This window comes from Nocardia xishanensis NBRC 101358, from assembly GCF_001613365.1.
GTDB classification, from domain to species: domain Bacteria; phylum Actinomycetota; class Actinomycetes; order Mycobacteriales; family Mycobacteriaceae; genus Nocardia; species Nocardia xishanensis.
The window spans coordinates 15,323-33,434 of sequence record NZ_BDCF01000028.1 but is presented as its reverse complement, the minus strand read 5'-3'; the positions used below and the strand labels follow the sequence as shown (position 1 = coordinate 33,434).

Genomic DNA, 18,112 nt, shown 5'->3' with positions numbered 1-18,112 from the left:
CCTGCCGCGGTCGCGACGGGTCGCCGCCGCGGAGGCGCTGCGCTTGGCTCCGACCGTGCGCCGAGCGGGTCTGCGCGGCGGACTAGAGGCATGGGACGGCCAGCTGGTGGACGACGCGCGGTTGGTCGTCGCGCTGGCCCGCACCGCGGCCGCCCAAGGCGCGACCGTCCTGACCAGGGTGGAAGCGATCGACGTCACCGGGGACTCGGCCACGCTGCGCGACACCCTCTCTGGCGAGACCCTTTCCGTGCGCCCACGCGCCGTCGTCAACGCCACCGGCGTGTGGGCCGACCAGGTCGACTCGAGCATCGAGCTGCGTCCGAGCCGGGGCACCCACCTGGTGTTCTCCGCCGAGTCCTTCGGCGGGCTCAGCGCCGCGCTGACCGTGCCGGTGCCCGGCAGCACCAGCCGGTTCGTCTTCGCCTTCCCCGCCGCGCACGGGCGGGTGTACCTCGGCTTGACCGACGAAGACGCGCCGGGCCCGGTGCCCGACGAACCGCAGCCCACCGAGGCCGAGGTGGACTTCCTGCTCGACACCATCAACACCGTGCTGCGAGAACCACTGACGCACGCGGACATTCGCGGTCGGTACGCGGGCTTGCGCCCCTTGCTGAAGACCGCCGACGGCAGCACCGCCGACATCTCCCGCGAGCACGCGGTGCTGACCTCGCCGACCGGCGTGATCACCATCGTCGGCGGCAAGCTCACCACGTACCGCCGGATGGCCGAGGACGTCGTCGACGCGGCGGTGCGCCACGCCCGCCTCGTCGCGGCGCCCTGCCCGACCAAACGGCTGCCGCTGGTCGGCGCGGTCTCCGGCGCGGCACGTGATCGGCTCGCCGCGGCCCCGCTGCTGGTGGAACGCTACGGCAGCGAAGCGCCCGCCGTCGCCGCCCTCGCCGCCCTCGACCCGGCTCTGCGCGAGCCGGTCGCCCCCGGAATGGACGTCACCGGAGCCGAATTCGCCTTCGCGCTTTCCCACGAGGGCGCGCTGCACGTCGACGACCTGCTCGATCGACGCACCCGCATCGGCCTGGTTCCTGAGGACCGCGCCGCCGCCATGCCCGCGGCCACCGCGGCCCTCGCCACGATCTGACCGGCGTCGATCGGACCGTGCGCCTCATTGTGTATTCAGGCGAGGCAATTGCGTTGCCTGTATGCTGGGACGCGTCACGCGAGTGATGTCGAGAGGTGGAGCGCCGTTGTAGCGACGCCCCACCGGGTGGGTCAGTTGGCCCGCACTCGGCGGACCAGAAGGAGCGCTCCGGGGATCACGGCAGCAGTAACCAAGACGATGCCGTAATCGACCGGAGCCTCATTCTTTTTCCGGCGATGTTTCGCCATTCCCCACCACCTCCTCCCTGGGCGCGGTGTCTGGACCAATGTCCACCGCCCCTCGGCAGGAGGTGGCAACACCTTACGTCAGGCCACCGACCGGAAGCATTGGCCCCCAGGCGATCCCGAGTATCGGCTCCAGCGATTCCGGAGCAACGACCGATGCCGACATCGAAACCGATCCGAATGTCCGGCCACGCTCGCAGTGCGCTCGGTCGCTAACGCCGAGGAGGCGGCTCGGCGGGAGCGAACGCGGTCGAAGCCGGTCTCGTGCTGCTGGCCCACGCGCCTGCGTGATCCAGCCGCAATTCAGGCGATCAGAGTCGAGGAGTCTGACGGTGCGGGACCAGCCGAGCGACACAGCTTTCAGTCGAAGACCCACGTGTCGAGTTCGGCGCGCATGCAGGCGCGGGGCCACCGGTCGAGTCCGTGCTCGGCTTCGGCGGTGCGCAGGGCGCGCAGTCCCGGCGTCTCCTCGGCGGCCGACAGGTACCGGAAGCCGAGGCGCTCGTAGTACGGACCGTTCCACGCCACCTCGGCGAACGTGGTCAGAGTGATCGCGGGCAGCCCGTTGGCCCGCGCCCAGCGGACGGCGTGGTCGATGAGTCGCTTGCCGAGGCGTCGCCCGGCGTGGTCCGGGTCGACCGAGACCTGATCGACGTGCGCGTTGCCGTCGACGAGGCCGAGGATCAGGTAGGCGATCGGCCGGTCGGCCGCGTCGGTCACAACCCAAGCCCGCCCGGCCCGCTGGAATTCGCGCAGCGTGGCGAGTGTCGGCGGCTCGTCGTCGGCGACCGTCGTCATGCCGATGTCTGCGAACGGTTTTCCGGCCGCCCGTTCGATATCCTGCAGAACGGGCAGGTCGGCATCGATCGCAGGTCTGAGAGCTGGCATGAGAGGGAGTATCGCCGGAGACGCGGGCGAAGTCGCGCGATTTCTTTGCCTGCCCGTGACGACGCGCTCCGGACGCGTCCCGGCATCGATCAACGCGAAGACACCGGCCGAGCCGGTCAGCGTGGGTTCCCCAGCGATCGAGGCGAGCGTCCGCCGACGGAAGCCTCGTCCCGCCGCGTGATCGGGACGACAGCGCGGAGCCCGAGAACACTCGACGGCCGCGAAGTCGACTCGATCACGGAGCGACCGATTCGCCGGGCGAGGGCCGGACGGCCGACTCCCGCGCTGCCCTGCGGAATTCCACGCCCGCACGACCGGTTGCGCGGTGCCCAGCCGCCCCTTCCTGTCCCGATGCGCCCCATCACGGCCTAGGCGAGCCTCTATGCTGGACGCCGGTAGTGCGCGGGAAGGAGGCGCGGGTGCGCAAGAACCCGTCGACCGTAGGAATCGCGCCGGGCGATGGTCTGATTGCACGCTTCGGCGCGGTGGTGGTGTATCTCGCGGGTGAAACCGCTTCCACCGACCGGATTCTCGGTGCCATAGAGGCGGTCGCCGAGGGCGATCATCCAGGGGCCGCGATCGCCCAGCGGCTGGCCGCCGTGGTGTTCGGCAGCGGCTCGGAACCGCCGCCGTTCGGCGTGGTCGCCCCGACCGACGACGGCACGGTCATCCTGCTGCGCGGGCCGGTCGCCGCCGAGATCCACGGCGCGGAGGGCGCCCGCAGGCTCTCCGGCGCGCGGGCGTTCACCTGGGTGGACGAGATCGTGCGCGAACCGGTGCGCCGGATCACCGTCGGCGCAGACACCGGCGCTCCGATCACCCCGCTGCCCCGCACCGACCTCCGCGCGGGCGCAGTGCCCGGCGGCGGCTTCGAATGGCGCGTCGCCGTGCGCAAGGCGGGCGCATCGAAGACTCCGCAGCGCACCGCCGCCACCGCGACGACCGGATCCGCCGAACCACCGGCGACCGCACCCGCGGGCTTCGAGGCGCTGACCGACGACTCCGACGACGCCAGGAAGGACGCCGACTCCCCGATCGAGCCGAGCGCCGGAACCGGCCGCCCGCCGGCTGCCGCTCGCCCGCATGACATCGGTACGAGGGCGATGCCGCTCGCTTGGTCGCAGACCGCCGGCTTCGGCTCCGCGAGACCCGAACCTGTTGCCTTGCAGAAGAATCCGGCCACCCACGGGGTTCGCGTCCCGCCACCGCGCCCACCGAAGGGCTCACCGCAGGCCGAAGCCCCGACTGGCGCGCTGGTCTTCGAGGACACCGCCTACCCGCTCGACCGTCCGTACGTCATCGGCCGCAGCCCGACCGCCGACGATTCGGTGCGCAACGCCATCGCGTCGCCGCTGGCGGTGCCGAGGGACCGGCACGTCTCCCGCGTGCACGCCTACGTCTCGCTCAACCGGGGCAAGGTCTTCGTCCGCGACGCGTCAACGCCCGCGGGCACCTATGTCGCGGGGCCGGGGACGGAAACCTGGACCCGCATCGGCACCGCGCCCGTCGAGCTGCCGCCCGGTTGGCGCATCCGCATCGGCGAAAAGGTCCTGACCCACCGCGCCGACGAACGTCACCCGGCCACCGCCCAGACGCGTCGTTCCTGAGCGGACGCTTGGCTTCGCCCGGCCGTTGCTCAGCGCTGTCGCGGCGGACGGTCGATTCCGCTCGACGAGGTATGTCGCACGTCGCGCCGCGGCCTACGATGCAAGAGCACGGGAGCAGTCCTGCTGAGACAGTCAGCGTGCGGAGAGGACAATAAAGACATGCATCGACACGGTCCCACCGAGGACATCGATGAATCCGCACTGACCGTCACCGCGCCCAAAGAACAGGCCGCGGGCGTCACCGCCGTGGCCGTGGCGCTGAAGCGTTCGGTCGAGGAGATGGGCGTCGTCCGCACCGCCCGCACGCTGGCCAGGCTCAACCAGGTCAACGGCTTCGACTGCCCCGGCTGCGCCTGGCCGGAGCCGAGCGGGCACCGGCGTCCCGCCGAGTTCTGCGAGAACGGCGCCAAGGCTGTCGCAGAAGAAGCGACGCTGCGCACCGTCACGCCGGAGTTCTTCGCCGCGCACTCGGTCGCCGAGCTGGCCGGAAAGTCCGGATACTGGCTCGGCCAGCAGGGCAGGATCACCCATCCGATGGTGCTGCGCCCAGGCGACACCCACTACTCGCCCATCTCCTGGGACGAGGCGTACGGCCTGATCGCCGATCAGCTGCGCGAGCTGGACTCGCCCGACGAGGCCGTGTTCTACACCTCGGGCCGCACCGCCAACGAGACCGCCTTCCTCTACCAGTTGCTGGTCCGCAGCTACGGCACCAACAATCTGCCGGACTGCTCGAACATGTGCCACGAATCCTCCGGCGCGGCCCTCATCGGCTCCATCGGCATCGGCAAGGGCTCGGTCTCGATCGACGACTTCGGCAAAGCCGATCTGATCGTCGTCGCGGGCCAGAACCCGGGCACCAACCACCCGCGCATGCTCAGCGCACTCTCCGACGCCAAGGCCAACGGCGCCAGAGTCGTCGCGGTCAACCCGCTGCCGGAGACGGGCCTGCTCGGCTTCCGCGATCCGCAGACCGTGCGCGGCGTCACCACCGGCGTCGCGATCGCCGACGACTTCCTGCAGATCCGGCTCGGCGGCGACATGGCCTTGTTCCAAGGTCTGGGCAAGCTGCTGTTCGAGGCCGAGGACCGGGCGCCCGGCACCGTCGTGGACCGCGCGTTCGTCGACGCGCACTGCGCGGGCTTCGCCGAATACGAAAGCCACACGCGCGCGGTGGATCTCGACGTCGTCGAAACCGCGACCGGACTGTCGAGGGCGGAACTCGAACACACCGCGCGCCTGCTCGCCGAATCGCGCAACACCATCATCTGCTGGGCGATGGGCCTCACCCAGCAGGCGCACGGCGTCGCCACCATCGAGGAGGCGACCAATCTGCTGTTGCTGCGTGGCATGATCGGCAAGCCGGGTGCCGGCGTGTGCCCCGTGCGCGGCCATTCCAACGTGCAGGGCGACCGCACCATGGGCATCTGGGAGAAGATGCCCGACTCCTTCCTCGACGCGCTCGACCGCGAGTTCGGTATCACCAGCCCCCGCGAGCACGGCTTGGACACGGTGCATGCCATCCGCGCCATGCGCGACGGCCGCGCCAAGGTGTTCTTCGGCATGGGCGGCAACTTCGTCTCGGCTACGCCCGACACCGAGGTGACCGAGGCCGCGCTGCGCAATTGCGCGCTGACCGTTCAGGTCTCGACCAAGCTGAACCGCAGCCACGTGGTGCACGGGCGCACCGCGCTGATCCTGCCCACCCTCGGGCGCACCGACAAGGACGTCGTCGACGGTGTGAAACAGCATGTGTCGGTGGAGGATTCGATGTCGATGGTGCACCTGTCCACCGGCCGCCTCGAACCCGTCGGCGATCAGCTGCGCAGCGAGGTCGCCATCGTCTGCGAACTGGCCCTCGCGCTGTTCGGCGCGGACCATCCGGTGCCGTGGGCGCGATACCGGGGCGACTACGACAAGATTCGCGACGCGATCGCGCGCGTGGTGCCCGGTTGCGCCGATTACAACACCCGGGTCAGGCAACGCAACGGCTTCGTGCTGCCGCATCCCCCGCGCGACAGCCGCGAATTCCGCACCGCCACCGGCCGCGCCAACTTCGCGGTCAACGAGCTGACCTGGGTTCCGGTGCCGGAGGGCAGGCTCGTGTTGCAGACCTTGCGCAGCCACGACCAGTACAACACCACCATCTACGGCCTCGACGACCGCTACCGCGGCGTGCACGGCGGACGCCGGGTGGTCCTGGTGAACGCCGACGACATCGCCGAATTCGGCTTCGCCGACGGCGATCTCGTCGATCTTGTCTCGGAGTGGACCGACGGCGTCGAGCGGCGCGTCCGCGCCTTCCGCGTGGTCGCCTACCCGACGCCGCGCGGCAACGCCGCCGCGTACTACCCCGAGACCAACGCGCTGGTCCCGCTGGATCACGTTGCGGCACGGTCCAATACGCCCGTCTCCAAGGCGGTGACCATCCGGCTGGAGCGGCACGTGCAAGTCGGAGCCGAATCGTGAACGAGCGTCAGCGAGCGAACCACCAGCACAGCGCCCCCCGGCGCACGACGCAGCCGAGCGACAGCGAGGTTGGGTCGTGAACGAGCGTCAGCGAGTGAACCACCAGCACAGCGCCCCCCGGCGCACGACGCAGCCGAGCGACAGCGAGGTTGGGTCGTGAACGAGCGTCAGCGAGTGAACCACCAGCACAGCGCCCCCCGGCGCACGACGCAGCCGAGCGACAGCGAGGTTGGGTCGTGAGCCGCGTGACCGCACGCCGTCGCACCCTGCGCCTCTCCCCGTCCGGGGAGATCCAGCGGCCCGACACGCTGGCCGTGGAGGAACCGCTGGAGATCCGGCTCGGCGGGCGATCGCTGACCGTCACCATGCGCACCCCCGGCGCCGATGTCGACCTGGTGCACGGATTCTTGTTGAGCGAGAACATCATCGAATCGGCCGAGGACGTGGTGAGCGCCCGCTACTGCGCGGGTACCGACGCGGAGGGCCGCAACACCTACAACGTGCTCGACGTCGAGCTGCGTGTCCCCGCCCCCGCACGCGCGCGCAACTTCCTCACCACCAGCTCGTGCGGGCTCTGCGGCAAGACCGCCCTCGACGAGGTCAAGGCCCATACCCGCTACCCGCTCCCGGACGATGGGCCCGCCGTCGACCCAGCCGCACTCTCCGGCATGCCCGAGACGCTGCGCGCGGGGCAGGCGGTCTTCGACGCCACCGGCGGACTGCACGCCGCGGGCCTGTTCACCGCCGACGGGACGGTGCTCGCGGTTCGGGAGGACGTCGGCAGGCACAATGCGGTGGACAAGGTGCTGGGCTGGGCGCTGCGCGAAAACCGCATTCCCGCATCCGATCTGGTGCTCATCGTGAGCGGGCGAGCGTCGTTCGAGCTGGTCCAGAAGGCGGTGATGGCCGGTGTGCCGATGCTCGGAGCGGTGTCGGCGCCGAGCTCGCTCGCGGTCGACCTGGCCGAGGAATCCGGTCTCACACTGGTCGGCTTCCTGCGCGGCGACACAATGAACGTCTACTCCGGCGCGCACCGCGTCGACCGGCGATCCACCGCGCGTCCCGCGAGCTGACTCGACGACTATTGCCCGTTACTCGTTGTCCGTTCTACCGTGACTGCACGCCCGAACACCCTTCGGCGAGGAACGGAGCGATCGATGCGGATCTCGGTGGAAGGAAAGTCCGGCGGCGTGCGCGTCCGGATGCGTTTCGAGCAGCACCGCCACCGATGGCTGGCTGTGCGAATCATGTTGGGGATACTGACGTTTCAGGGTGCGGTGGTGGGCCTGTGGGCAGTGCTCGCACCGCACTCCTGGTATACGAGTTTCCCTGGATTCGGGATGCATTGGGTCGCCGCCGACGGCCCCTACAACCATCACCTGACCGGCGATGTCGGGGCCTTCTTCCTGGCCCTCGCCGCGGTGAGCGGCTTCGCGCTGTGGCGCGGGGGCAGCGCGCTGGCGCAGGCCGCGGGGCTGGGCTGGCTGGTCTTCGCCACCCCGCATGTCATCTATCACGCGTTTCACCAGCCGGACGCCATGAGCGGCGTCAGCTTCACGCTGAGCCTGCTCGCCGCCGCGATCCTCCTAGCGCTCGGCGCGGCCTGCCTGCTGGTGACTCCGGCGCAGGCGCCCGACCCACGGCCCATCGAATTTCACTTCCCGCGCCGCCGTCCGACGCGCTGAGCCCCGCGCATCGGCGGGTGCCTGGCCGGAGGCGTCGCACGAGGGGCCCGGGCGACCGTCGGCGCGGAGCCGGGTAGGTCACCTCGGGCGTGCCGGCGTGCGCCTCCGGCTCGAACCAGGTCGCTACGACACCGTCAGGCGTCGAGGGCCTTGAGCAGTGCCTCGCGCTGCCGCGCGCCCAGGCCGCCGATGCGGCGGTCCTCGGGGATCTCGGCCTGATCCATCAGCTTCGCGGCCTTCACCGGACCGACGCCGGGCAGGGCCTTGATCACCGCCGCCACCTTCGTCTTCTTCACCAGATCATCGGACTCCGCCTTCTTCAGCAGGTCGGCGACCGACACCTTGCCGGCCTTGACCTTGCCGATCAGTTCGGAGCGCGCCTTGCGCACCGCAGCCGCTTTGGCCAACGCCTCGGTGCGCTGCTCGGCGGTCATCGTGGGCAGTGCCATGTCTCCTCCGCTTTCACTCGTCACTCGAACATCTGGTTGACCGCACCGAGTAAACAGCACGGCACCGGCGCCGGACCGCCGACACACCGGTCAAATGTTGCGATGAGTTTTCTGGCGCGTCGCCGTCAGAACAGGTGAACAACACACGCGAAGCACACGAAACGGACGAAGGAAGCTATAACGGCACCGTCGGCGAGTAATAAAATGTGACCGACGTAACACATCGAGCGACCGGGGCGAAAAGAAGTACAGCAGCGTCCACGCGGGATCAAGGTTCAACGGCGAACCAGGGGGATCAACGGCGCTCCCCGTCTCGGGCGCGATTCGTTCACGACGAATCGTCACCGCGTTCCGCGTGGCACGCACAACCGCACAGCGATCCGCGTCCCGATGAACGGCCTTCGGGCTATCCGGCGCGCCCATGGACTGCTAGCCTCCGAATTGGAACACGTTTCAATTCGTCAGGGGTTGACATGACACAACAGATTCGCGATGTCGTCGAGCAGTACGTCAAGCTGGTCGGCACCGGGCCCACGGAATCCATCGTGGAGCTCTACGCGTCCGACGCGACCGTCGAGGACCCCGCGGGCACCCCCGTCCGCCAGGGCCACGATGCCATCCGCGAGTTCTACTCCGTGTTCGACAACCTGGACCGGTCCACCGCGCTGCACGCCGACACCGTGCGGGTCGCGGGCAACCACGCCGCCTTCATGTTCGATGTGGTCACCAAGGTCGGCGATAAGCGCTTCACGCTCACGCCGATCGACACGATGGAGTTCGACGAGCAGGGCAAGATCATCAAGATGCGCGCCTACTGGAGCCAGGACGACATGCGTAGCGAGCCGATCTGAGCCACCGACGACGCCGACGCCGCCCGGGAATCGAGACCCGGGCGGCGTCGTGCTTTCTCAGAACTACGCGGCGTCGAGCAGAGCACCCGCGAGAACGTTCGTCGTCTCGAAGGCGATGTCGTCGGAAGCCACCTGAAGCAGCCGGTCCACGCACGGCGGTCCTGTGACCAGCAGCAGCCTGCCTCCGGCCCGCTCGATGCGTGAGCGTGCCTCGAAGAGCACCCGCAGGCCCGCGATGCCGAGGAACGACACCATGGACAGATCGACAACCACGCGAGGCGCGGCCTTGTCGAGCGCACCGATCAGATGCCGGCGCAGCTCGTCGGCGGTGAATTGATCCACCTCTCCCGCGACGGCGCACAACGTGATCTCGTCGCTCGGGAAGGTGATCGAAACTCGCACCCGCGCAGCGGGATCGGGCCGGTGCGAGCAGACTTCGGTGGGGTGAGTGGAAATTTTGGTCGACATGAGGAACCTGGTCCCGTCGCGCCCCGGCAGCTCGAACCGCGCCGGGCGATGTGTCGCGCCGGACGCCAGAGGCCCCGGAGCTGGGCTGGCTACTCAACCCTGGCCATCGAGTACCCGAATGCTCGAGCCGATACACCTGAAATTCCGAGAAAATCTCAAAAATCCGGACATATCCAAAATAAGACCGGGCCCACGGGAAATTCCCCACGGACCCGGATCACGACATCGGAATTACGCCGACTTCTCCCGGCGCTCGGCACGCTGCTGTTTGCGCGGCACGATGGTCGGCAGCACATTGTCGTTGACCGTGTCGGCGTTCACGACCACCTTGGCGACGTCGTCGCGGCTGGGAATGTCGTACATCACCGGCAGCAGGACTTCCTCCATGATGGCGCGCAGACCGCGCGCGCCGGTGCCGCGCAGGATGGCCTGGTCGGCGATCGCCTCCAGGGCGTCCTGGGTGAACTCCAGCTCGACGCCGTCCATCTCGAACAGCCGGATGTACTGCTTGACCAGCGCGTTCTTCGGCTCGGACAGGATCTTGACCAGCGACTCCTTGTCCAGGTTCGTCACCGAGGCGACAACAGGAAGGCGGCCGATGAACTCCGGGATCAGACCGAACTTGATCAGGTCCTCCGGCATCACTTCGGCGAAGTGGTCGGTGGTGTCGATCTCGGCCTTGGAGCGCACCTCGGCGCCGAAGCCGATGCCGCGGTGGCCGGTGCGGTCGGAGATGATCTTCTCCAGGCCCGCGAACGCGCCCGCGACGATGAACAGCACATTCGTGGTGTCGATCTGGATGAACTCCTGGTGCGGGTGCTTGCGCCCGCCCTGCGGCGGCACGCTGGCCTGGGTACCCTCCAGGATCTTCAGCAGCGCCTGCTGCACGCCTTCACCTGAGACGTCGCGGGTGATCGAAGGGTTCTCGCTCTTGCGGGCGATCTTGTCGACCTCGTCGATGTAGATGATGCCGGTCTCGGCCCTCTTGACGTCGTAGTCGGCGGCCTGGATCAGCTTCAGCAGGATGTTCTCGACGTCCTCGCCGACGTAGCCCGCCTCGGTGAGCGCCGTGGCGTCCGCGATGGCGAACGGCACGTTCAGCATCTTCGCGAGGGTCTGCGCCAGGTAGGTCTTACCGCAGCCGGTGGGACCGAGCATCAGGATGTTCGACTTGGTCAGCTCAACGGTCTCGCCGCGGCTGTCGCGGCCCTTGTCCCCCGCCTGAATACGCTTGTAGTGGTTGTACACGGCCACGGCGAGCGTGCGCTTGGCGGTGTCCTGCCCGATCACGTAGTTCTCCAGGAACTCACGGATCTCGGCCGGTTTCGGCAGCTCGTCGAGTTTGACCTCGCTGGACTCGGCGAGTTCCTCCTCGATGATCTCGTTGCATAGATCAATGCACTCGTCACAGATGTACACGCCAGGTCCCGCAATGAGCTTCTTGACCTGCTTCTGGCTCTTTCCACAGAACGAGCACTTCAGCAGATCGCCGCCGTCTCCGATGCGCGCCATCTCGTGGGTCCCTACTTCCTTGTCCGCGTGCAACCGTCTGTCCAGGTTGCCAGCAATCCGCCGAACTCGGGTGTAATCGCGAACACTTCGAGTAATTCGGGCGGGTCGAGCTATGCCGTCAACCGAGAGCAAAGGTCCCTAGGTCGACCGTACCCGGTGTGCGCGACGGAGGTCGACAACTCGAGCATGTTTCTCGCCGGGGTTGTGCGAGTTCTCACGACATCGAAACACGTTCGGCACACGTTCCGCCCGTGAGAGGCCGGTCCCGGCATCCGGCCGACCGCCATGGTGTTCGCGCCGCCCGCCACCCTCGCGAACGGTCGATGTCACCGTAGCGGAAGCGACCGGACAGTGTGTCGTCGGCACACCGTCCGGCCGGATTCGCCTGAGGCACAGCAACTTGCGAGCGATCGCCGGATTCGGCGCCACCCGCGAGAGCCTCTACTTCTGCGCGCTGAGCTTGCGGTAGTCGAACACCGTGTCGATGATCCCGTACTCCTTGGCCTCCTCGGCCGTCAGGATCTTGTCGCGGTCGGTGTCCTTGCGGATGGTGTCCGCGTCCTTGCCGGTGTGCCGGGCCAGCGTGGTCTCCATCAGGCGACGCATGCGCTCGATCTCGGCGGCCTGGATCTCCAGGTCCGAGACCTGACCCTGGATGCCGCCCTCCAGCGAAGGCTGGTGGATCAGCACGCGGGCGTTGGGCAGGCAGGCCCGCTTGCCGGGGGTGCCCGCGGCGAGCAGCACGGCCGCGGCGGAGGCGGCCTGGCCGAGGCAGACCGTGGCGACGTCGGCGCGCACGTACTGCATGGTGTCGTAGATGGCCATCAGCGAGGTGAACGAACCACCGGGCGAGTTGATGTACATCGTGATGTCGCGGTCGGGATCAAGCGATTCCAGCACCAGCAGCTGCGCCATGATGTCGTTCGCCGAGGCGTCGTCGACCTGCACGCCGAGGAAGATGATGCGCTCCTCGAACAGCTTGTTGTACGGGTTGGACTCCTTGACACCGAAGCTCGAGTGCTCGATGAACGAAGGCAGGATGTAGCGCGACTGCGGCGAGGCAGGCGCGATGCCGGAGAGCCCGGCGCGTGGGTCGATCAGAGCCATTTCGTCTCCAAAGTCTATGTGTTCAACGACGGTTGACTGACGGCGACGGGCCGGAGCGAATCCGGCCGCCGCTCACTTGGCTGCGCCGTTGGCCTGGCTGGCGTGGCTGATCACGCGGTCGATGAAGCCGTACTCGAGGGCTTCCTTCGCCGTGAACCAGCGGTCGCGATCGGCGTCGGCGGTGACCTGCTCCACCGACTTGCCGGTGTGCAGCGCCTGGAGCTCGTTGAGCTCGCGCTTGGTGTGGGCGAACTGCTCGGCCATGATCGCGATGTCGGCGGCCGAACCGCCGATGCCCGCCGATGGCTGGTGCATCATGATGCGCGCGTGCGGAAGCGCGTAGCGCTTGCCCTTGGTGCCCGCGGTCAGCAGGAACTGGCCCATCGAGGCGGCCAGGCCCATGCCGTAGGTCGCGATGTCGCACTCGGACAACTGCATGGTGTCGTAGATGGCCATGCCCGCGGTCACCGAGCCACCGGGCGAGTTGATGTAGAGCGCGATGTCCTTGGTCGGATCCTCCGCCGAGAGCAGCAGGATCTGCGCGCACAGCTTGTTCGCGATGTCGTCGTCGACCGGGGTGCCGAGGAAGATGATGCGCTCCCGCAGCAGGCGCTCGTACACCGAATCACTGAGGTTGAGACCAGCAGTCGCGGATGTCATGACGACCCCTGCCTGGTTGATTGTCACGGATACCTGCCTTCTCTTCTCACCGGCTTGTCACTGCAAGCTGAACAGCGCTGAGTGCCACACAGCCATCACTGGTTCGTTGTCACAAACATTAACGAAGCAGGGCGGCACCGAACTCCCGGTACCGCCCTTTCTTCGCTCACAGCGCAACTTCGCTGACGCTCAGCAGCGCTGTGCGCGAGGGCGCGCTGTGATTCTGGTTCACTCGCTACGCTCGCTCACAGCGCAATCACGTAACCATACGGCCGTGTCTCACGCTGCGCTTCCACAGTTCTACTCGGCGCTCTCGGCCTCGGTCTCCTCGGCGGAATCCGCGGGCGCACCGAACATTTCGGCCGTATCCACGGCGTTGCCCTCGGAATCGGTGACCTTCACCTTGCCGACCACACCGGCCAGCGCCTTGCCGCGGCGCACGTCGGCGAACACCGCGCCGAGCTGACCGGCCTGCTGCACCTGCTGGATGAACTGTTCCGGCGACAGGCCGTAGCGCTGCGACTGGAACAGGATCCGCTCGGTGAGCTCCTCCTGGCCGACCTGGGTGTTCTCCGCCTCGGCGATGGCGTCGAGCAGCAGCTGGGTCTTCACCGACTTCTCGGCGGCTTCCTTGGTGTCCTTGTCGAACTCCTCGCGGCTGGAGCCCTGGGCCTCGAGCGCTTCGGCGAGCTTGTCCTCGTCGTGGTCGAAGCCGTGCACGGCGTCGTGCAGCACGGCGTCGATCTCGGCCTGGACGACCTTCTCCGGCAGCGGCACCTCGGTCTTCTCCAGCAGGGTCTCCAGGACCTTGTCGCGGATCTCGCCCGCCTGCTGCACCTTCTTGACCCGCTCGACGCGGCTCTTCAGGTCTTCCTTGAGCTCGTCGAGGGTGTCGAACTCGGACGCGAGCTGGGCGAACTCGTCGTCGGCCTCGGGCAGCTCGCGCTGCTTCACCGACTGCACCGTCACGGTGATGACGGCCTCCTTGCCCGCGTGCTCGCCCGCGACCAGCGTGGAGGTGAACTCCTTCGACTCACCGGCCGAGAGGCCGATGATCGCCTCGTCGAGGCCCTCGATGAGCTGGCCGGAGCCGACCTCGTGGGACAGGCCGCTGGTGGCGGCGTCGGCCACCTCCTGGCCGTCGACGGTGGCGGCGAGGTCGATCGAGACGAAGTCGCCGTTCTCGACCGCGCGCTCGACGCCGGTCAGGGTGCCGAAGCGCTGACGCAGCGAGGTGAGCTGCTCCTCGATGTCCTCGTCGCCGATGCTGAACGCGTCGACGGTGACCTCGATGTCCTCGTAGCTCGGCAGGTCGATCTCGGGGCGCACGTCGACCTCGGCGGTGAAGGCGAGCTCCTGGCCGTCCTCGATCTTGGTGATCTCGATGTCGGGCTGACCGATGACCTTGACCTCGGAGGTGGTGACGGCCTCGCTGTAGCGACCGGGCAGCACGTCGTTGACGACCTGCTCGAGGACGGCGCCGCGGCCGAGGCGGGCTTCGAGGAGCTTGGCGGGGGCCTTACCCGGGCGGAAGCCGGGGATGCGGACCTGCTTGGCGAGAGCCTTGTAGGCGCGGTCGAAGTCCGGCTTCAGTTCCTCGAAGGGCACCTCGACATTGATCCGGACCCGGGTCGGGCTCAGCTGCTCGACGGTGCTCTTCACGGACATGCTCCTTGGTTCGTTGTTCTTCGGGTTGAGGCGCGACTCCCAGCGGGGTGCGCGTACGCATCCCTGCCAGGTTAGTTGACCGGCCGATGCGGCCTGCAATCGGTCACGGCGCGGCGCACCCCGGTGGCGCCGCGACCGGCCGCGTTCAGTTGCCGACGCCGACGGCGTCGGTGACGAAGACGAGCGTCTCGTTGGGCTTGATGCCGCCGCTGCCAGCGCCGTAGCCCAGGTTCGGCGGGATGATCAGCAGCCTGCGCGCGCCCTGCTGGACACCGACGAGGCCCTGGTCCCAGCCTGGGATGACCTCCCCTGCGCCCAGGTTGAGCTGGAAGGGCTTGCCGCGGTCGAACGAGCTGTCCAGCTTCTTCTTGTCCGACCAGGTGACCAGCACGTAGTTCATGGTGAGCGGCTGTCCGGCCACCGCGCCGGGGCCGCTGCCCTCGACCAAGTCCTTGGTGATCAGTTTCGTGGGTGGGTCGCAGTCGCCGGGAATGGTCACCCGCGGCGTCTCGCCGAAGCCGCCCGTCACCCCGATGTCCTCGGCGGTGCATTCCCGGCCGTGCTTCGCCTGGGCGACGGCGCCGGTGCCCGCCGTCGTGGTGGTGACGGCGGTGTCCTTGTCGTCGGAGCCGCAGGCGGCCAGCGTGAACGCGGCCGCGGCGATGGCGCCGACACCGATGATCCTGCCGAGTGTGTGCATGCGGCGGACCCTAGACCACCGGGCGCCCGCGCGCCCAGCGACGCTTTCCGGTCGTGTCGCGGTGTCGCCGCAGGGAAACTGGTAATGCCGCCGGTGAGGCGGATTTCCCAGCGACCGTGAGGAGAGTCGGCGAATGACCCAGATGGCCAGTGCCGGGGGCGATACCTCGGCGGACAATGTCGGCGCACGAGAGGGCGTCTCCATCGCGCCACGCCCCTATCGGCTGGACGAGGCGCCCGGCCCGCTGGATCGTGCGGAGCTGACCGCGATCGACGCCTGGTGGCGCGCGGCGAACTACCTCTCCGTCGGTCAGATCTATCTGATGAAGAACCCGTTGCTGCGCGAAGCGCTGCGGCCCGAGCACATCAAGCCGCGACTGCTCGGCCACTTCGGCACGGTGCCCGGGCTGAATCTGGTGTGGGCGCATGCCAATCGGGCGATCCGCAGGCGCGCGTTGAGCGCGGTCTTCGTCGCGGGGCCAGGGCACGGCGGACCCGGTCCGAACGCGTGCGCCTGGTTGGAAGGCACTTATTCCGAGCTGTACAGCCACATCCCGCGCGATGCCGAGGGCATGGGCGCGCTGTTCGCCCAGTTCTCCTTTCCCGGCGGCGTGCCGAGTCACTGCGCACCCGAGACGCCCGGCTCCTTTCACGAGGGCGGCGAGCTGGGCTACTCCCTGCTGCACGCGTACGGCGCGGCGCTGGACAATCCGGACCTGACGGTCTTCTGCGTGGTCGGCGACGGCGAGGCCGAGACCGGCCCGCTCGCGACCAGCTGGCACGCCAACAAGTTCATCAACCCGGGCCGCGACGGCGCCGTGCTGCCGATCCTCGCGCTCAACCAGTACAAGATCGCCAATCCGACCATTCTGGCGAGGATTCCGGAGAACGAGCTGGTGGAACTGCTGCGAGGCTGCGGCTACCAGCCGATCGTGGTCGCCGGCGACGACCCGGCGACGGTGCACCAGGCGATGGCCCGCGCGATGGACGGCTGCCTCGACCGGATCGAGCGCATCCAGCAGGCCGCCAGGACGGGCGCCGACGGCGGACCGGTCAGCTGGCCGATGATCGTGTTGCGCACCCCGAAGGGCTGGACGTGTCCACCGGTCGTCGACGGCGACCCGGTCGAGGGCACCTTCCGCGCGCACCAGGTACCGCTGCCCGCCGCGCGCGGCAACGATTCGCACCGCGAGGTGCTGGAGCAATGGCTGCGCTCCTACCGGCCGGAGGAACTGTTCGACGCCGAGGGCCGCCCGTCGCCGGAACTGCTCGAGCAGGTGCCGGAGGGCGATCGCCGGATGAGCGCGAACCCGGTAGCCAACGGCGGTATGCTCGTTCGCGATCTGCGCCTGCCGGACTGGCGGGAATTCGGCGTCGAGGTGGACGCGCCCGGCGACACGAAACACGAGGCCACCCGGGTGCTCGGCGGCTGGCTGCGCGAGGTGACCCGCCGCAATCCGGACAACTTCCTGACCTTCGCGCCCGACGAGCTGGCCAGCAACCGGCTCCAGGACATCCTCGAGGTCACCGGACGCGACTGGCAGGCGGAGATCGGCGAGTACGACGTCGGGCTCGACCGCAAGGGCCGGGTGATCGAGGTGCTCTCCGAGCACATGTGCCAGGGCCTGCTGGAGGGGTATCTGCTGACTGGCAGGCACGGCGTGTTCACCTGCTACGAGGCCTTCATTCACATCGTCGACGCGATGTTCAACCAGCACGCCAAGTGGCTGGACGCCAGCGCGGAGGTGCCGTGGCGGCGGCCCATCGCCAGCTTGAACTATCTGCTGTCCTCGCACGTCTGGCGGCAGGATCACAACGGGTTCACCCATCAGGATCCAGGCTTCCTCGACGTGGTGCTGAACAAGAAGCCCGAGATCGTCCGGGTCTACCTGCCGCCGGACGCCAACACGCTGCTCTCGGTCTACGACCACTGCCTGCGCTCCCGGCACTACGTCAACGTGGTGGTGGCCGGCAAGCAGCCGCAGGAGGATTGGTTGTCGGTCCCCGACGCGGCGATGCACTGCGCGCGCGGCGTCGGCATCTGGGACTGGGCGGGCAACAACGACACCGTCGGCAGCACACCGGATGTCGTGCTGGCGTGCGCGGGCGACGTGCCGACGCTGGAGACGCTCGCCGCCGCGGCGATTCTGCGTAACCGGTTGCCTGACTTGCGCGTTCGTGTGATCAACGTGGTCGACCTGATGCGGTTGCTGCCCGCCGACGCCCATCCGCACGGGCTGCCGGACAGCGAGTTCGACACCCTCTTCACCAGGGATCGTCCGGTGATCTTCGCCTTCCACGGCTATCCGTGGCTGGTCCACCGGCTGACCTACCGGCGCACCAACCACGCCGAGATGCACGTCCGCGGATACCAGGAGGAAGGAACCACCACAACGCCTTTCGACATGGTGATGCTCAACGACCTGGATCGCTACCACCTCGTGATGGATGTGATCGACCGGGTTCCCGGCCTGCGCGAGAAGGCCGCGGGGCTGCGTCAGGAGATGGTCGACGCGCGCTGGCGGGCGCGCACCTGGACCAGGGAGCACGGCACCGACATACCGTGCGTCGCGGAGTGGGCCTGGCCCGAACCCGGTCTCTGAGTGTCGCACAGCGTCGGCCGCCGCAGCCTGTTGTCCACAGGCCGGCGGCCGAACTTTTTGTGCCGTATGGAAATACGTGGCACCTGTGGAAAACTTCCTTGCGGG

General features: G+C 68.3%; 15 protein-coding genes. 7 read left to right on the top strand and 8 right to left on the bottom strand.

The window, feature by feature from the left end:
- Positions 1-1,096, top strand: a 1,096-nt coding sequence (locus NX1_RS21700; RefSeq protein WP_068062553.1) for a glycerol-3-phosphate dehydrogenase/oxidase, incomplete at its 5' end; no start/stop codon positions are given.
- Positions 1,097-1,701: 605 nt separating this feature from the next.
- Here NX1_RS21700 and NX1_RS21695 read toward each other — a convergent pair.
- The gene (locus NX1_RS21695) at positions 1,702-2,229 is read right to left on the bottom strand and encodes a GNAT family N-acetyltransferase (RefSeq protein WP_068062546.1); all 528 of its coding nucleotides are present in this window, start codon (positions 2,227-2,229) and stop codon (positions 1,702-1,704) included.
- Between the two features lie 419 nt (positions 2,230-2,648).
- Here NX1_RS21695 and NX1_RS21690 point away from each other — a divergent pair, with 419 nt between their 5' ends.
- The 4 genes from NX1_RS21690 (at position 2,649) to NX1_RS21675 (ending at position 7,990) form a co-directional block, all read left to right on the top strand.
- On the top strand, positions 2,649-3,836 hold the full coding sequence (locus NX1_RS21690; protein WP_157119927.1) for an FHA domain-containing protein: 1,188 nt from the start codon (positions 2,649-2,651) through the stop codon (positions 3,834-3,836).
- Between the two features lie 159 nt (positions 3,837-3,995).
- Positions 3,996-6,305: an FdhF/YdeP family oxidoreductase gene (locus tag NX1_RS21685; protein ID WP_068062543.1), complete on the top strand. Its 2,310-nt coding sequence runs from the start codon at positions 3,996-3,998 to the stop codon at positions 6,303-6,305.
- Positions 6,306-6,541: 236 nt separating this feature from the next.
- Complete coding sequence (fdhD, locus tag NX1_RS21680) at positions 6,542-7,378, top strand: formate dehydrogenase accessory sulfurtransferase FdhD (RefSeq protein WP_068062540.1); 837 nt, start codon at positions 6,542-6,544, stop codon at positions 7,376-7,378.
- Between the two features lie 84 nt (positions 7,379-7,462).
- Complete coding sequence (locus tag NX1_RS21675; RefSeq protein WP_068062537.1) at positions 7,463-7,990, top strand: hypothetical protein; 528 nt, start codon at positions 7,463-7,465, stop codon at positions 7,988-7,990.
- Positions 7,991-8,124: 134 nt separating this feature from the next.
- On the opposite strand, the gene mihF is transcribed toward NX1_RS21675, so the two are convergent.
- Positions 8,125-8,439, bottom strand: a complete 315-nt coding sequence (mihF, locus tag NX1_RS21670) for an integration host factor, actinobacterial type (protein WP_068062535.1) — start codon at positions 8,437-8,439, stop codon at positions 8,125-8,127.
- 473 nt (positions 8,440-8,912) lie between these two features.
- On the opposite strand from mihF, the gene NX1_RS21665 reads away from it, so the two are divergent.
- Positions 8,913-9,290, top strand: coding sequence for a nuclear transport factor 2 family protein (locus NX1_RS21665; RefSeq protein WP_068062532.1), 378 nt, complete (start codon positions 8,913-8,915; stop codon positions 9,288-9,290).
- A gap of 63 nt (positions 9,291-9,353) precedes the next feature.
- Here NX1_RS21665 and NX1_RS21660 read toward each other — a convergent pair whose 3' ends face one another.
- The 6 genes from NX1_RS21660 to NX1_RS21635 form a co-directional block, all read right to left on the bottom strand.
- On the bottom strand, positions 9,354-9,758 hold the full coding sequence (locus NX1_RS21660) for an STAS domain-containing protein (protein WP_068062529.1): 405 nt from the start codon (positions 9,756-9,758) through the stop codon (positions 9,354-9,356).
- Between the two features lie 231 nt (positions 9,759-9,989).
- The gene (gene clpX / locus NX1_RS21655; protein ID WP_067787500.1) at positions 9,990-11,270 is read right to left on the bottom strand and encodes an ATP-dependent Clp protease ATP-binding subunit ClpX; all 1,281 of its coding nucleotides are present in this window, start codon (positions 11,268-11,270) and stop codon (positions 9,990-9,992) included.
- 441 nt (positions 11,271-11,711) lie between these two features.
- Positions 11,712-12,377, bottom strand: coding sequence for an ATP-dependent Clp protease proteolytic subunit (locus NX1_RS21650; RefSeq protein WP_067787453.1), 666 nt, complete (start codon positions 12,375-12,377; stop codon positions 11,712-11,714).
- Between the two features lie 72 nt (positions 12,378-12,449).
- Entirely contained in the window at positions 12,450-13,037 is a 588-nt protein-coding gene (locus NX1_RS21645) for an ATP-dependent Clp protease proteolytic subunit (RefSeq protein ID WP_068062526.1), read from the bottom strand.
- 300 nt (positions 13,038-13,337) lie between these two features.
- Positions 13,338-14,699: a trigger factor gene (gene tig, locus NX1_RS21640; RefSeq protein ID WP_068062559.1), complete on the bottom strand. Its 1,362-nt coding sequence runs from the start codon at positions 14,697-14,699 to the stop codon at positions 13,338-13,340.
- A 151-nt stretch (positions 14,700-14,850) separates the two neighbouring features.
- A complete protein-coding gene (locus tag NX1_RS21635) occupies positions 14,851-15,405 on the bottom strand; it encodes an FKBP-type peptidyl-prolyl cis-trans isomerase (RefSeq protein WP_068062523.1) in 555 nt (184 codons plus the stop codon).
- Between the two features lie 133 nt (positions 15,406-15,538).
- Between NX1_RS21635 and NX1_RS21630 the strand changes: the two genes are divergently transcribed.
- On the top strand, positions 15,539-18,007 hold the full coding sequence (locus NX1_RS21630) for a phosphoketolase family protein (RefSeq protein ID WP_084501644.1): 2,469 nt from the start codon (positions 15,539-15,541) through the stop codon (positions 18,005-18,007).
- Positions 18,008-18,112 lie beyond the last annotated feature (105 nt).

What these genes read in the sequence shown, in the direction of transcription:
- NX1_RS21635 (WP_068062523.1), bottom strand. Translation starts at nt 15,405, where the DNA reads ATGCACACACTCGGCAGGATCATCGGTGTCGGCGCCATCGCCGCGGCC.
- NX1_RS21665 (WP_068062532.1), top strand. Translation starts at nt 8,913, where the DNA reads ATGACACAACAGATTCGCGATGTCGTCGAGCAGTACGTCAAGCTGGTC.
- clpX (WP_067787500.1), bottom strand. Translation starts at nt 11,270, where the DNA reads ATGGCGCGCATCGGAGACGGCGGCGATCTGCTGAAGTGCTCGTTCTGT.
- NX1_RS21630 (WP_084501644.1), top strand. Translation starts at nt 15,539, where the DNA reads ATGACCCAGATGGCCAGTGCCGGGGGCGATACCTCGGCGGACAATGTC.
- NX1_RS21695 (WP_068062546.1), bottom strand. Translation starts at nt 2,229, where the DNA reads ATGCCAGCTCTCAGACCTGCGATCGATGCCGACCTGCCCGTTCTGCAG.
- mihF (WP_068062535.1), bottom strand. Translation starts at nt 8,439, where the DNA reads ATGGCACTGCCCACGATGACCGCCGAGCAGCGCACCGAGGCGTTGGCC.
- NX1_RS21685 (WP_068062543.1), top strand. Translation starts at nt 3,996, where the DNA reads ATGCATCGACACGGTCCCACCGAGGACATCGATGAATCCGCACTGACC.
- NX1_RS21645 (WP_068062526.1), bottom strand. Translation starts at nt 13,037, where the DNA reads ATGACATCCGCGACTGCTGGTCTCAACCTCAGTGATTCGGTGTACGAG.
- NX1_RS21650 (WP_067787453.1), bottom strand. Translation starts at nt 12,377, where the DNA reads ATGGCTCTGATCGACCCACGCGCCGGGCTCTCCGGCATCGCGCCTGCC.
- NX1_RS21660 (WP_068062529.1), bottom strand. Translation starts at nt 9,758, where the DNA reads ATGTCGACCAAAATTTCCACTCACCCCACCGAAGTCTGCTCGCACCGG.
- NX1_RS21675 (WP_068062537.1), top strand. Translation starts at nt 7,463, where the DNA reads ATGCGGATCTCGGTGGAAGGAAAGTCCGGCGGCGTGCGCGTCCGGATG.